This window comes from Rheinheimera sp. UJ63, from assembly GCF_021568285.1.
Classification (GTDB): Bacteria; Pseudomonadota; Gammaproteobacteria; order Enterobacterales; family Alteromonadaceae; genus Alishewanella; species Alishewanella maricola.
The window spans coordinates 257,297-272,031 of record NZ_JAKGTQ010000003.1 but is presented as its reverse complement, the minus strand read 5'-3'; the positions used below and the strand labels follow the sequence as shown (position 1 = coordinate 272,031).

16 protein-coding genes are annotated in these 14,735 nt (G+C 45.9%); 8 read left to right on the top strand and 8 right to left on the bottom strand.

Features of this window, described 5'->3' with window-relative positions; translation table 11 throughout:
• Positions 1–9: 9 nt before the first annotated feature.
• Positions 10–1,023, bottom strand: a complete 1,014-nt coding sequence (locus L1N97_RS11410; RefSeq protein ID WP_236129862.1) for a DUF3080 family protein — start codon at positions 1,021–1,023, stop codon at positions 10–12.
• Positions 995–2,368, bottom strand: a complete 1,374-nt coding sequence (locus tag L1N97_RS11405) for an MATE family efflux transporter (RefSeq protein ID WP_236129861.1) — start codon at positions 2,366–2,368, stop codon at positions 995–997. Before L1N97_RS11405 ends, L1N97_RS11410 begins: the two co-directional genes overlap by 29 nt.
• A gap of 62 nt (positions 2,369–2,430) precedes the next feature.
• Between L1N97_RS11405 and L1N97_RS11400 the strand changes: the two genes are divergently transcribed.
• Positions 2,431–3,066 carry a riboflavin synthase subunit alpha gene (locus tag L1N97_RS11400; protein WP_236129860.1) on the top strand — a complete coding sequence of 212 codons (636 nt, stop codon included), beginning with the start codon at positions 2,431–2,433 and terminating at the stop codon, positions 3,064–3,066.
• Here the strand turns inward: L1N97_RS11400 and L1N97_RS11395 are convergent.
• Genes L1N97_RS11395 through L1N97_RS11385 form a run of 3 tightly spaced genes read right to left on the bottom strand, consistent with a single transcriptional unit; the run spans position 3,060 to position 4,938 of the window.
• Positions 3,060–3,260: a CPXCG motif-containing cysteine-rich protein gene (locus L1N97_RS11395; protein WP_229585206.1), complete on the bottom strand. Its 201-nt coding sequence runs from the start codon at positions 3,258–3,260 to the stop codon at positions 3,060–3,062. The two genes, L1N97_RS11400 and L1N97_RS11395, sit on opposite strands and share 7 nt — an antisense overlap.
• 44 nt (positions 3,261–3,304) lie before the next feature.
• Positions 3,305–4,057, bottom strand: coding sequence for a pteridine reductase (locus L1N97_RS11390; protein WP_229585207.1), 753 nt, complete (start codon positions 4,055–4,057; stop codon positions 3,305–3,307).
• On the bottom strand, positions 4,054–4,938 hold the full coding sequence (locus L1N97_RS11385) for a fructosamine kinase family protein (protein ID WP_236129859.1): 885 nt from the start codon (positions 4,936–4,938) through the stop codon (positions 4,054–4,056). Before L1N97_RS11385 ends, L1N97_RS11390 begins: the two co-directional genes overlap by 4 nt.
• A 476-nt stretch (positions 4,939–5,414) precedes the next feature.
• Here L1N97_RS11385 and L1N97_RS11380 point away from each other — a divergent pair, with 476 nt between their 5' ends.
• From L1N97_RS11380 to L1N97_RS11350, 7 genes are all read left to right on the top strand, one after another.
• Entirely contained in the window at positions 5,415–6,908 is a 1,494-nt protein-coding gene (locus L1N97_RS11380) for a methyl-accepting chemotaxis protein (RefSeq protein WP_229585209.1), read from the top strand.
• Between the two features lie 6 nt (positions 6,909–6,914).
• Complete coding sequence (locus tag L1N97_RS11375; protein WP_229585210.1) at positions 6,915–7,445, top strand: DUF6436 domain-containing protein; 531 nt, start codon at positions 6,915–6,917, stop codon at positions 7,443–7,445.
• A gap of 150 nt (positions 7,446–7,595) precedes the next feature.
• Positions 7,596–9,506, top strand: a complete 1,911-nt coding sequence (thrS, locus tag L1N97_RS11370; protein WP_236129858.1) for a threonine--tRNA ligase — start codon at positions 7,596–7,598, stop codon at positions 9,504–9,506.
• Positions 9,507–9,517: 11 nt separating this feature from the next.
• Positions 9,518–10,087, top strand: coding sequence for a translation initiation factor IF-3 (infC, locus tag L1N97_RS11365; protein ID WP_442967238.1), 570 nt, complete (start codon positions 9,518–9,520; stop codon positions 10,085–10,087).
• A 91-nt stretch (positions 10,088–10,178) separates the two neighbouring features.
• Positions 10,179–10,376, top strand: coding sequence for a 50S ribosomal protein L35 (rpmI, locus tag L1N97_RS11360; RefSeq protein ID WP_082122441.1), 198 nt, complete (start codon positions 10,179–10,181; stop codon positions 10,374–10,376).
• Positions 10,377–10,393: 17 nt separating this feature from the next.
• Positions 10,394–10,750: a 50S ribosomal protein L20 gene (gene rplT / locus L1N97_RS11355; protein ID WP_226750916.1), complete on the top strand. Its 357-nt coding sequence runs from the start codon at positions 10,394–10,396 to the stop codon at positions 10,748–10,750.
• A gap of 260 nt (positions 10,751–11,010) precedes the next feature.
• Positions 11,011–11,805 (top strand): PEP-CTERM sorting domain-containing protein, encoded by a 795-nt coding sequence (locus tag L1N97_RS11350; RefSeq protein WP_229585212.1) that lies wholly within the window; start codon positions 11,011–11,013, stop codon positions 11,803–11,805.
• A gap of 106 nt (positions 11,806–11,911) precedes the next feature.
• Here L1N97_RS11350 and L1N97_RS11345 read toward each other — a convergent pair whose 3' ends face one another.
• From L1N97_RS11345 to upp, 3 genes are all read right to left on the bottom strand, one after another.
• Positions 11,912–13,033, bottom strand: a complete 1,122-nt coding sequence (locus L1N97_RS11345; RefSeq protein WP_236129857.1) for an META domain-containing protein — start codon at positions 13,031–13,033, stop codon at positions 11,912–11,914.
• Positions 13,034–13,094: 61 nt separating this feature from the next.
• Positions 13,095–13,982, bottom strand: a complete 888-nt coding sequence (locus tag L1N97_RS11340; protein ID WP_236129856.1) for an alpha/beta fold hydrolase — start codon at positions 13,980–13,982, stop codon at positions 13,095–13,097.
• Positions 13,983–14,042: 60 nt separating this feature from the next.
• On the bottom strand, positions 14,043–14,669 hold the full coding sequence (upp, locus tag L1N97_RS11335; protein ID WP_229585215.1) for a uracil phosphoribosyltransferase: 627 nt from the start codon (positions 14,667–14,669) through the stop codon (positions 14,043–14,045).
• Positions 14,670–14,735 lie beyond the last annotated feature (66 nt).

The window sequence follows — 14,735 nt, the reverse complement described above, 5'->3', positions numbered from 1 at the left end:
AGTGTGTGCTTAGCTTGAGGTTAAGCCTACCGGGCACACCTTATTAAGCTCTTGATACCATCCCACGTGCGCTAACAATAAACGTTGTAATTGCTCTGCTTGCTCTAAGTAGCGCTGCGCTAACACAGGATGCAGCGCCGTATCTTGGTACAGTTCATCTAACAGCGGCCAACTTTGTTGCTGAAAGCGACTAAGCTGCGCAAGATAGGCTTGGATATCGCCGATAAAAAACTTGCGAAAGACGGTGGTTAATATCGTTAACTGTTCGGTATTGCGGTTAGTGGTGCACAGTGTGCGCGGGGCGATCTGTTGTAATTTGGGGTTAATCGCCACAAACCAACTGCGGGTATAGCGCAAACTGTATTGCAGTTTTGACAGAAAATCATAACGATATAAACTTTCTAGCGCGCGCTCAGGATCCATTTGGCTGGCGCGTTGCCAATCTTTGGCATTGATGGCATGTTTCAATTCTACTAGCAACTGTAAAGCGGCCAAGCTTTCGTTAAAGCCACTGCTATCATTGGGCGCGAGCATGCTGTCACTGTTGTGCCAACGTTTGCGCAAGGTGTCATCGGTTTGCAGCATGTTTAAAAACACGCTGTTGATTTGGGCGAGTTTCTGCTGATAAACCTCCGTTATTTGTTGTTTTAATGGCTCAGGCCAATCTTGCTGATCGCAATCAGCTAACACCGCCAGTAAACGTAATTCGTAGTTAAGCCGTTTACTCACGCTAAATACGCGGCCCATGCTGCTGTTGCGCTCGGCAATAAGCTGATCTAAACCACACTGGCGCGTTGCAAACGCATCTAAAAGATCCATGCGTAAATCAGGTTGCGGCACTAGTAGGCTATTTTTGGCCGGTAACGGAGTAGTAGGTAAGAGCGAGATGTTAGCTTTGTCTAAAGCCAACACCCGAGTTAAACGTTGTTGATAATCCGCGAGTTCCGCTTTACCTGCTGGCTTGCTGCAGCCAAGTAAAAGTGTGGTAGCAACACTAAGCAGTAGCCCCTGCGTTATGTTCATGTTCCATCCTGTTTAATTGTTTGCGTAACACGAAACCTAAGGCAATGGCAGAAACCGTTAAGCCAACAATAATGCCGATCCAAAAACCATGTGCGCCCATCGGTTCAACCAACCAGTTCGTTAAGCCTAGTACGCAGCCAAGGCCAAAACCGATTGGCCAATAGGAAATCAGCGTGATAAAAAATACCGGCATGGTAATTTTCATGCCGCGTAAGGCACAAGACGACACCACTTGGATGGCATCTGAAAATTGATAAAAGCTGGCTAAAATTAACAATGAGCTGGCCAAGGCAATCACCGCAGGATCGGGCGAATACAAGGTTGCCACATGCTGGCGCATCAGCAAGGTAAACACAATAGTGATGATGGATAGCAGCATTGAGAGGATCAATGCCGAACCGATGGACTTTTTCAGGCTTTGCAAATTTTGCTCGCCTACTAAGTGACCGACGCGGATGGTAGTGGCTAAACCCAGTGATAACGGGATCATAAAGATAATCGAGCTGTAGTTATGCGCTACCTGATGACCGGCGACGATCACCGGCCCCAAATGCACAATCATCAGCGGCACACAGGCAAATAAGGTGACTTCAAAGAAAATAGACGCGGCAATGGGCGTGCCGATACGAAAAATTTGCCATTGTGCTGGCCAATTTAATTTTAAACTGACTGGCCAGTGCCGATAAGGCCGAGTCGAGCGGCTAAACCAACCGTAGCAAAGCATCGCCAAAAACATCGCTAAAAACACTAAACTGGTGGCAATACCACAGCCGGCCCCCCCAAGCGCGGGCATACCCAATTTGCCATAAATAAACACGTAATTGGCAGGGATATTCACTAACAGGCCCACAAAGCTGATCCACATACTGGCTTTAGTATTGCCAAGGCCTTCAAATAAATTACGCATAACAATGTAACCGACAGCAGGAAACAGCCCAAAACTAACGTAGTACAGGTATTGCAGGGTCTTAGTTTGCAGTTCGCTTTCCATGTGTAATTTACTGATGGGAATTTCAGCAAACAGCATTAAAACAAACAATAATGCCGCGAGCAGTAAACCCAAATAACTGGTTTGTAACGTATAGTGGCTGACTAAGCTGGTTTGTTTGCTGCCAAAAAACTGGGCGATAATCGGCGTTAACGCCAGCAACAAACCTTGTAAGGTCATCACAATTGGCAGCCATAAGCCTGACGCAACCGCAATAGCGGCCATGTCGACAGCACCGTAACGACCGGCCATCACAGTATCGACAAACATCATTAAGGTTTGCGTGACTTGTGCCAGAATGATCGGGCCGGATAATTTTAAAATGGTTCTGGCTTCAAAGCGGGAAAAAGGTAACATGAGCGCCGTCTTAATTTTGCTACAGTGTTGTCAGCCGCGCAATTTAACACAACTGAGGTTTTATGTTTACTGGAATAGTGCAAACCACCGCCACCATCAAGCAAATTGCTGATTTACCCGGTCTTAGGACCTTAACCCTAAACGTTGCCCCCACACATCTGGCGCAATTGCAACGTGGCGCCAGTATTGCGATTAATGGTGTTTGCCTTACCGCCACCGACTTTGACAGTGCGGCTGGTTGGGTTTGCTTTGATGTTATTGCTGAAACGTTAGATAAAACCAATCTTGGTACGCTAAAAGTCGGTAGCCGAGTGAACTTAGAGCGTTCTCTGCGTTTTGGCGACGAGCTTGGCGGCCATATTGTCTCGGGCCACATTCAAGCAACGGCCGAATTGATCGGGAAAACCCAAGATGCGCAAAACTGTCAGCTGCTGCTGAAAGTGGATCCGGCCATGCTGCCTTACATCCAACCGAAAGGGTTTATCGCGGTGGAAGGCTGCAGTTTAACCGTGGGCGAAGTCACTGCCGAAGGCTTTGGTTTGTATCTGATCCCGGAAACTTTGGCGCTAACAACCTTAGGCGATAAAGTGATTGGCGATCGCATTAATATCGAACTCGATCAACAAACCGTGACGATTATTCGCACCGTTGAGCGCGTGATGGCAGCACGCTTTGCCAACACTGAGCAAGCTCAGTAATACTGTTCGTCATCGGCATCGACGAAGATCTGCACACGATGCTGCAGATCATCAGTATGCACTCGAATATGCATCGGATTGCAGCAATTGCTGCAATCCTCGATGTAATCTTGATCCTCTGCTGAGGCTTCCACGCAAATATCGCTGGGATAACCACAAAAAGGGCAATTCACACTTTGAAATATGGGTTTCATACTGCCTTCTCCCGTTTTGCCTGAGCGGTTTAGGGCTCGGCATATTACGCTTTATTGGCACCACCTAAACTTCTGCCACCGTCTACCGCAACAATTTGCCCCGTAATGTAAGGTGCCTGTGCTAAAAATAGCAGAGTATTGGCAATGTCGTTGGCCTCACCTAAGCGTGCCAGGGGTACTTGCTGTAATACCATGTCTTTATCGGCATCGTCGAGTGCTTGGCTTGGCCATAAAATGGCGCCTGGCGCGATACCATTAACCCGAACTGCTGGCGCCAGCTCGCGAGCTAAGGCTTTGGTCATCATTTGCAAGGCCGCTTTGGCCATGCAATAAATGCTGTGCTCAGCTAAGGGTTTATCGGCGTGAATATCCACCATATTAATAATGCAGCCTTGGCGCTTTGTCAGTTCGGCACTTAAAGCTTTACTTAAAAAGTACGGCGCTTTGACGTTCGAGCCAAACAGCTCTTGCCAATCATCCAACTGGGCGTTAGCCAGCGGTGTCGGATAAAAACTTGAAGCGTTATTAACCAATAAATCTAAACGGCCAAAACAAGCAATGGCTTGCTGGGCGAGGGGGGCAATTGCCGCATCGTCGGTTAAGTTCGCACAAAGCGTGGCTGCACTGTTAGCGCGTAGTTGGTTTAATTGCGCGGCGAGTTGCTCGGCCGCCGCTGCAGAACGGCGATAGTGGATCAGTACTCGATAACCTTGTTGGTGCAAGCTGATAATCATTTGTTTGCCCAATCGCAGGGCGCTGCCGGTGACTAATGCTACCGGGTGATTCGAGTCGGTCATGCTTGGCCTTTTAAGTGAAAAAGTAGTTTGATCTGTTCTTGTGCCTGGATCAGATAATTACCACGAAACAAATTGGCGTGGTTTAAAATATGATACAGATTATACAGCGCTTTTCGTTCTTCAAAATCAGCCGCTAAGGGGTAATATTGCTGATAATGATCATAAAACTCGGCAGGAAAGCTACCGTAAAGGCTACTACAAGCAATATCCGCTTCTCGATCACCAAAATAACTGGCGGGATCAAAAATCACTGGGCTTTCTGCCGTAAAACCGACATTGCCGCGCCATAGATCGCCGTGTAATAAACTGGGTTTGGGTTTGTGATGCATTAAGCGCTGTCGAGACTGTTCAACAATATGATCAATATTGCCAAAACCAAACCCTTGCTCTAACAGCAATTGTAATTGCCAACCCAAGCGTTGTTCAGAAAAAAAACTACTCCAGTTACCTTGCCATTGATTAGGTTGGGTGGTTAGCCCTAATTGATTGTCCCAATCAAAACCAAACATGGCTTGTTCGTGTTGTTGATGCAGTTTAGCGATGTGCTCGGCTAAGCGATGCCACGAGGCGGGGTGATCGGCTTTGGCTGGCTCCAGCGGTAAATACTCGAGTACCAAAAAAGCCTTGTCGAGCGTTTGACCCACGCAAATAACCTTAGGCACTCGCACGCAATGTGTTTGCGCAAGGCAAACTAAGGATAATTGTTCGTTTTCAAATTGTTCTAGTTGTTCGCGATGGTGCAATTTGACAAAAAAATCATGGCCACCGCCGGATATTTTATACGCCAGATTAATAGAGCCACCGGTAAGCGAAATCTTGCGCTCGACCTGAAAATCGATATCCAACTCCAAGCTAATTTGTGCTGCTATTTGTTGCCACATGCGACTGATCCTTTGTTTGCTTGCTCTTCTATAATTATGGCTGAAAATTCTGAACAATTTTTAATAATGCTAGGGCTTGTTGACGTTTGCTGATTAGATTTTGTTCTTTTGGCGATGTTTTGCTCGCGAAATGAGGAGTGAAGTACGCGGTACCCGGTTTGTTATTCTAAATAAACGACGAGTGAAGCTACCGCGTCCTGCTCTCGCCCCTGACCTACATCCATGTAGGCCACAAAGAGCAAAGCATCGCCAGACGAACCCTTCGGGCAGCGTGTGGCTGGCATTTCTACTTCGTTATCGCTTGTTTATGTAGAATAACTACACGGCACAAGCTCTGCCTTGAATAAATACCAGCCACTCAGCTGCAAAAATAACCATCAAATGTCAACAAACCCTAATATCAATGTGCCGAGGTTGCTCAATCACTGCTAAACTTAAGGTCGTAGTCTCTTCAGACTGCAAAAATAGGAGTAGCCATGTCTACTATCGCTCCACGCTTTCGTCTGCACGCATTTTCCATTATGAGCCTTGTGAATATTCTGTTGTTGCTAGTGGCGTTGTTTCTCGCCAGTTGGCATGGCAGTTGGCTGGCCGCTATTGTTGTTGGTGTACCTAGCGCCTTATTACCGATCATGTTTTATCGTTTACTCGGGGATCATTATTTAGCCAGAGTTAGCTTTGGTGTCAGTTTTATGTTTTTTGCCGCGTTGCACATTCATCAATCAGCCGGCATGTTAGAAATGCATTTTAGTATTTTTGCCTTATTAGCGGTGTTAATTGCCTTTCGCGACTTTTGGGTGATCTTGACCGCAGCGGTCACGATAGCCGTGCACCATCTGTTGTTTATGTACCTACAAATGCAAGATGTTGGCGTATATTTGGTACCCGTACAAAGTTTAAGCTTCGGTATTATTATGATACATGCCGCTTTTGTGGTGCTGGAGTCAGCAGTATTAATCGTGATTGCTCGGCAAAGTTACCGTGAGGCGACAGTGGGGCAAGCCTTGTTTGACAGTACAGAAGCCTTGTTAACCGAGGACGGTAAAATAGTGCTAACAGGGCGCTGTGCCGATTTAAACTCGCGCGTGATTAAACGTTTCAATGAGGTGCTTGATACCCTGCAAGGTACGGTAAAGATCATCGATCAACAAACGGTTGCGCTAAGAACAGAGGCCGTAAACATGCTGGCCGAAGGCGGGGCCTTGTCTGACAGCATGCAACAAAAGATGAAAGAAGTGGATCGAATTGCCGCGGCGACTGAACAAATGTCGCATAGCATTGAAGAAGTGTTTAATTTGTCTCAGCAGGTACAGCAGTTTGCTAAAGCAGCCGAGCAAGCGGCGACGGCAGGTAGAAGCTCTGTTGAAAGCACGGTTACCTCGGTACAGAAACTGTCAGAACAATTAAATGATACTGGCCAAAAGGTCGATGACGTTGCTCAAGCAACCGTGGATATTCGTAAAGTTTTAGATGTGATTCAATCTATCGCCGAGCAAACTAACTTACTGGCGTTAAACGCCGCTATTGAAGCCGCCCGCGCGGGCGAGCAAGGCCGTGGCTTTGCTGTTGTTGCCGATGAGGTGCGTACCTTAGCCTCTCGTACACGCGGCTCTACCGATGAAATAAAAGTCATGATTGAGCGCTTGCTGGCAAACAGCGGCGAGTCGGTTACCGAAGTAAAGCGCAGTATTGAACAGCTACAACATACGCGTGAGCATGCAAAGCAAAGCGGCACATTGCTGCAAACGATTTTGCAACAAGCGCAGCAAGTCAGTACTTCAGCCGATATTATGGCCAATTCATTACAGCAACAAAGTGCCTCAAGTAACGAAATTGCGCAAAGTGCCCAGCAGTTGAGCCACATGACCAGCGAGCAAAATGAGCAAGGCCGAAAGGTGCTAAAAACGGCAGACAATTTAGAGCACATTACGCAGGCGCTAAATAACGAATCGTTAAAGTTTAATGTGTAGCCGCTGATGCAGATGCAACATCGAGTGCGTTTGGTCGCATTACTCTTTATCAGTTGGATCGCTATCGCAAGTATTGGTTTGTATCTTTTTGGCCAGCAGTACTATGGCTTGTTTGATCAAACGGGGGTATGGCAAAGGCAAACATCGGCTGCCTTTGCTATCGAACGCTTGGGTATCGCCCCCGCCAATGATAAGCAGGTTGTGCACGTAACCCAAACCGGTTGTGTCTGCAATCGCCTAGCAGCTGAACATCGCGATTTATTTACCCACAGTTATCAAATCACCGCTAACCGGCAATTTCAATTCTCTGCCGAACAATTGCAGGCAGCAGGTTTTAGTTTGCCGGCTGCACCGGCAGTGCTCATATTTGAACAGGGGCAGTTAATTTATGCCGGGCCTTATGCCACAGGCCCACTTTGCTCGGTTGACGACAGTTTAATTGCCCCCATTTTGCGCAATACGCTGCAATTACCAGGGCTTTGGTTAAACGGTGAAGTAAAAGCCTGTCGTTGTCTGGTCACACCCAGCATGAAGTGATACTATAGCCACCGCTTTTTTGCTTCGCTGCCGACGTTCTGCAGATGGCTTTTCGTGTAAGCCATTAACTGCACAGCAAGGTGACGAAACCTCTTATCTTAGATAAACAAGTGACCCTTGGTTTGGGCCACCACTGTAAAAGGATTGATCATGCCAGTTATTACTCTGCCTGACGGTAGTCAGCGCGCCTTTGACCATGCCGTTACTGTACTTGATGTTGCGAAAGACATTGGCCCAGGTTTAGCTAAAGCCACCATTGCCGGTAAAGTTAATGGTGAACTTGTTGATGCTTGTGAACTGATTGAACAAGATGCCAGCTTAAGTATCGTAACCAGCAAAGATCAAGAAGGCTTAGAGATTTTACGTCACTCTTGTGCACACTTATTAGGCCACGCGATTAAACAACTTTGGCCAAACGTGAAAATGGCTATCGGCCCTGTTATCGATAATGGTTTTTACTATGACGTTGATTTAGAACAGCCGATCAGCAGTGATGATTTAGCGGTGCTAGAAGCGCGCATGCTGCAGTTAGCCAAAACCGAATACGATGTGGTAAAAAACAAGGTGAGCTGGCAACAAGCTTGGGATACCTTTGCTGCACGTGGCGAAAGCTACAAGCAAGAAATTCTTGAGCAAAATATTCCGCGTGATAGCACCCCTGCGCTGTATCATCATGAAGAATACATTGATATGTGTCGTGGCCCGCACGTGCCCAACATGCGCTTTTGCCAACACTTTAAAATTATGAAAGTGGCCGGTGCCTATTGGCGCGGCGATTCAAAAAATAAAATGCTGCAGCGTGTTTACGGTACGGCTTGGGCAGACAAGAAACAATTAGCGGGCTACTTAACCCAGTTAGAAGAAGCCGAGAAGCGTGACCACCGTAAAATTGGTAAAGCACTGGGCTTATTTCACTGGCAAGAAGAAGCACCGGGTATGGTGTTCTGGCACAACGATGGTTGGACTATCTTCCGTGAGCTAGAAACTTTTGTACGCGAGAAGCTGGGTCAGTACGACTACGACGAAGTGAAAGGTCCATTAATGATGGATCGTGTGTTGTGGGAAAAATCGGGACACTGGGAAAAGTATGCCGATAATATGTTCACTACCCAGTCTGAGCATCGTGAGTACGCTATCAAACCGATGAACTGCCCGGGCCACGTGCAAATCTTTAACCAGGGGTTAAAGTCTTACCGTGATTTACCGCTGCGTATGGCCGAGTTTGGTTGTTGCCACCGTAATGAGCCTTCAGGTGGCTTACACGGCTTGATGCGCGTGCGCGGCTTTACCCAAGATGATGCGCATATCTTCTGTACTGAAGATCAAGTGCAGGCAGAGGTGACTAAATGTATCAAGATGGTGTTTGATACTTACAGTACCTTTGGTTTTAAAGACATCGTAGTGAAGCTATCGACACGTCCGGCACAACGGATTGGTTCTGATGAGATTTGGGACCGTGCCGAGCAAGGCTTGATGGACGCATTAAAAGCCAATGATATTGCCTATGAACTGCAACCTGGTGAAGGTGCTTTTTATGGTCCGAAGATTGAATTCACCTTGCACGATTGTTTAAATCGTGCATGGCAATGTGGCACAGTGCAACTCGACTTCGCGTTACCGGGTCGTTTAGGGGCCAGTTACGTGTCTGAAAGCGGCGAAAAACTGGTTCCGGTGATGATTCACCGTGCTATCTTAGGTTCGTTAGAGCGCTTTATTGGTATTCTCATCGAAGAGTACGCCGGCTTTTTCCCGACGTGGTTAGCACCCACGCAGGTGGTAATTATGAATATTACCGATAATCAGGCCGAATATGTCGAAGAATTAGTAAAAACTTTCAAATCTCACGGTATTAGAGTGAGAAGTGACTTGAGAAATGAGAAGATAGGCTTTAAAATTCGCGAGCACACACTTAAGCGCATTCCGTACCTCGTTGTCGTCGGTGATAAAGAAGTCGAAGCAGGTGATATTGCAGTCAGAACACGTAAAGCTGATGATTTAGGCAAAATGCCGGTTGCCAGCTTTGTCGAGAAAATGCTGACTGAAATTAAAAACCGGGTATAAGCTTTAAGTGAATTATAAAATTTTCGGAGGAACATACTATTAAAGTAGGAAAGAAAACATTACCGGCCAACCGTCCTAACAGGATAAACGAAGAAATTAATCTGCCAGAAGTGCGATTAATTGGTATGGAAGGTGAACAGCTGGGCGTCGTTACCACGACAGAAGCAATTCGGTTAGCTGAAGAAGCAAGTGCTGATTTAGTAGAGATCAGCCCTACAGCAGAACCACCAGTTTGTAAGTTGATGGACTACGGTAAGTTCCTGTTCGAAAAGAGCAAAGCTCTTAAAGAACAAAAGAAAAAGCAAAAACAGATCCAGATCAAGGAAATTAAATTCCGGCCTGGAACTGATGAAGGCGATTACCAGGTAAAACTACGCAACCTGCGTCGCTTCATTGAAGAGGGTGATAAAGCTAAAGTAACACTACGTTATCGTGGTCGTGAAATGGCGCATCAGGAAATCGGTATCGAAATGCTTTCTCGTATTAAAGAGGATCTTAGCGATATCGCCATCTGTGAATCTTTCCCTAACCGGGTAGAAGGTCGGCAGATGATCATGATGCTAGCCCCAAATAAGAAGTAATAAGCGCCTTCAAGTTTATTAAACTGCGGCTTGCCGCAGTTTTTTAACGCCTTATTATTCGTTGTCATTTAACAATGCGAGTTTCAATACTATGCCAAAGATGAAAACCAACAAAGGTGCCGCGAAGCGTTTTAAAAAGACTGCTTCAGGTAACTTTAAACGTAAGCAATCTCACCTTCGCCACATCTTGACGAAGAAGACTTCTAAGCGTAAGCGTCAGTTAGGTCCAAAAACCTTAGTCGCAAAAGTGGATATTGCCGGCTTAGTCCGTTGCATGCCGTACGCATAATTTAATAGGAGTCAGAAATGCCAAGAGTTAAACGTGGTGTGACGGCACATGCTCGTCACAAGAAGGTATTAAAACAGGCTAAAGGTTACTACGGTGCCCGTAGTCGTGTTTACCGGGTTGCTTTCCAGGCTGTTATCAAAGCCGGTCAATATGCTTACCGTGACCGTCGTCAGCGTAAGCGTCAGTTCCGTCAACTGTGGATCGCGCGTATCAACGCAGCGTCACGGATGAACGGTATGTCTTACAGCCGTTTAATTGCAGGTCTGAAAAAGGCTTCAATTGAAATCGACCGTAAGATCCTGGCCGACATCGCTGTTTATGACAAAGCCGCTTTTACTGCTATCGTAGCAAAAGCAAAAGAAGCTTTAGTCTAAACACTGCTTGAATAAAAAAACCACCCTAGGGTGGTTTTTTTATGTCCGCAATTTAAGTTTTTGTAATTTGAATGAGCGGCTAGGGGGTATTTTCAACTATTGGCTGTCAGTAAATTTTACAAATAAACAAAAAAATAAAAACCTTAATTTGTAGGCTGCTGATTTTAATGCGATTAATTTATTGGCTTAATTTATGCTAAAGTTTTGCTTGTTTTTTTGTACAGTAAAATAAACCGTTATATAAACAACAAGGATGCATCATGAAATATTTTCCAGCAGTCTTAGCTTTAGCAACGACCTTAATTGCAGTGCCCGCACATGCCGCTTTAATTAACGGTACAGGTAATGTAACACCCAATGTCATTTTTGGTTCTGGTAATGCGAATGGGTCATTTACCGGTATAAACGATGGTTTTTTTGAGTTAGCGCTACGGGGTAAATTGCGTTACAACTTGGCAGGTCAACCCGCAGGCATCTATAACTATGATGGTAATAAAACCTATACTTTTCAGCCTAGTGATGGTGTAGCCCCAGTAGACCGTTCATTGTTTAGTTTTGATTGGTCGATTAACGTCGATCCAACTGGAAATCAGGGAACATTTTTAAACCAATTTACCTACTTATTGCAGATTGATTATGATCCCAGCGCCAATGTTGATTTTGTGGAATTTGATCTAATTAATCCCAGTGCAGATTACCCACTTTTTGATCATTCAATTGGCAATAATACAACCACTAGTGCAAATGATTTAAGAACCACTTCTTCTGTTTCGGATTATCTATCTTACCTTTCAACAAATAATGTCGCACAGAATTCATGGAATTTGGGCTTTTTTGAACCTTTAGGCTTCGATGTGCAAACTCAGGGTATGTATACCATTACGTTGTCAGCCTTTGATCGTCAAAACAACAGATCTGCCTCAACGTCGATCGACATTATTTTTGGTCAAGTACCTGCTAGTGTGCCAGAGCCTTCAGCATTAATGCTGATGTTTGGTGGGCTTATGGGGTTAGGTGCGGTTGCCAGACGTCGGCGCAATAGTAAGAAGAATTAATTCAATCTGATAATTAATGGCTATTTTAAAACCCCAGTGTTGTCATGCACTGGGGTTTTTTATGCGTAGAAGATTTTCGGTATATGTTAAATAACAATGAGCTGTGTTAGTTAACCGCAGGCACCAATTCTAAAATAACTTGGTTATTATAAAATAATTGCAGTTTATCGGCGTTCACTTCCGCGCGGTCAACTTGCTGCAGTTTTTCGGTAAATTGCTGCTCAATGTTACTGGCCTCAGCGCAGAACTTTCGCGTGCTGGCAAGCGGTTGCACGCTCAGGGTATTGGCTTGTTGCTGATAGCTGGCGTTAAAGTTATTACACCCGCTAAAGCCGTATAAACGGTCTTTTTCAAAAATTAGCCGAACATTTAACTGGTGTGGAATATAACGGTTAGCCACTTTCTCAGCACGCCAGACAATACCTTGTAACTGTTTTTGGGCAAATTGATCAGGGCAGGTGGCATTAGGCCAAAATTGTTCAAATTTATCGATGTAAAGCGTGTCAATACCGTGCTGATCCGCACTTTTACGCCCAACTAAGGTGGCAATAACCGGTTTATTATTTAAGCGTGTATCTTGTTGATACAGGCGCATCATGGGTAAATGATTTTGTGTATTAGCCACCGGTAAGGTGTCACCGTTTTGACAGGTTATAAAGGTCGCAACATTGTTTTTTAATTGATACATACCCAGTAGCGGTTGGCGTGGGTCGAGCTTTTTCAGCGAGGCATAACGGCTTAATTGATATGCTTCAGACGATAAAATGGGCTTACCGGCCAAATCCGTCATCACTAAGTGCTGATTGCTGCGAAAATGAAAAACCGGCAGCGTGCTTTGCTGATTAATCAAATGCAAAGTGCGTTTTTCTAACAACCAAGAGCCGCTAATTAATTGCACTTGGCCACGGCCAAGATACTCTTGACGCGCTTCAAAGCGGCCATCACGATACAGATTAATATGATATGCGATGCCGCTGCAATCCGCACACGGCAAGACGCCTTCAAAAGTCATATCAGTATCAATGAAAATATGTTCGAAATCGGTTGCTAACGATTCGGTCGTATCGTTATTAGCCACTTCGTTGGCATCGGTAACCGGTGCCGGGATGGGTACGGCTAATACCGGTTTTTTCTCGGCACTTAAGGTGGTGGGTTTGTCAGCGCCGATATCGGGTAATTGACTACAGGCCGATAATAATAATGCGGTGACGACAACTAGCTTTTTCATCTTAGAAATCCCTGCCTAAACATTTCGGCCATTATAACGCATGCACACTTAGGAAACAGGCCTATTTTATCGGTGCAAACCCTTGTAATGCTTCGCGCACCCAAAGTGCACTTTGTAACGGTTGTTCTTGCATAAAGCAATGGCCACCAGGCACTTGCCGGCTTTGCACCCCGTTGTTTAATTGTTGCCATTTAGCCACGGCTTTGACGACAAATGGAAAGGTTTGTTCCCCATAAAAGATTTTTACCGGTGCCTTTGCTTTACGAAGCGCCGGCCATAGCCCTCTTGGGTAGGAGCTGAACACATCGGCTTCACGCTCTGGTAAGCACTTTAAGCGCACACCATCTTCTTGGTCAGCTAAGGCGTGTTCAACATAAGCATTAAGCGCCTGTGCATCCCAGCTTTGAAATAGGCTACGGCTTTGAAAGTAACTTAAGGCAGTAGGGCGATCCGGCCAATGTTGGCGTCGCCTTAACGCGGCTTTGGCTAACGGATTTTTTTTAAATAGCCGCACACCTTCAAGGGTTCTGGCCAGTAATAGCATAGAGGGGGGAAATAACACCGGATCAAGTAATACCACCCCTTGAAATAACTGTGGATGCTCGGCGTGGATCAGGGCGGTTAATACGCCACCAAAACTATGGCCTATGCCGTAAACGGGCGCAGTGCCAAACAATGGGCGATGGGTTAACCACGCTTCTGCGGCAATCTGCGCAATGTTATTCCAGCCTAAAAACTGCTCACCATGATCACTATCACCATGGCCTTGGGCATCCGACAAGAACAAATCATAGTGTAGGCTTAGTTGGCGTAGCATGGGGCTGTAGGTTAGGCCGCTAAAGCCGTTACCGTGCATAAAATGTAATACAGGCTTGCCACTAGGCACGCTGTGTTGTCCGCGCACGGTTAGACCCTGTGCGCTGTTATAAGACCATGGGATCAACTGCATGAATTTTCACTTCAAAAAATACGCATTAAGCATTTAATACTGTACCTGGGCACTAACGGCTTATTTAGTGCCAAATAATTTATCACCGGCATCGCCTAAGCCTGGCAGGATATAACCTTGCTCATTTAAACCTTGGTCTACTGCTGCGGTATAAAGCTCAATGTCAGGATGCGCTTCGCTTAACGCTTTAATCCCCTCAGGCGCGGCAACCAGCACTAAAGCTTTGATTTGTTGGCAACCATGCTGTTTAAGTAAATCGATGGTTGCAATCATCGAGCCGCCCGTGGCTAACATGGGATCAACAACAATCGCTAAGCGTTGATCCAAATCGGCAGCGAGTTTTTGAAAGTAGGGTACCGGTTGCAGTGTTTCTTCATCACGATAAATACCCACCACGCTTATGCGAGCGCTGGGGATTAAATCTAAAACGCCGTCTAACATGCCCAAGCCGGCGCGCAGAATGGGCACTACGGTCACTTTTTTACCTTGAATTTGTTGCACGTCGCAAGGGCCGTTCCAGCTCTCTATTGTCAGTTGCTCAGTTGGCAGATCTTTGGTTGCTTCATAAGTCAGGAGGCTACCTAGTTCTGCGGCTAATTGGCGAAATTGGCGAGTGCTAATATCGGCTGCGCGTAATAAACCAATTTTGTGCTGCACCAGTGGGTGTTTTACTTCGGTCAGTTTCATCAAGATTTCCTCTGTTCAGCGCAGATAAGCCTAACGCAATCTGCTTTCGCTTGCAGTTTATATCGA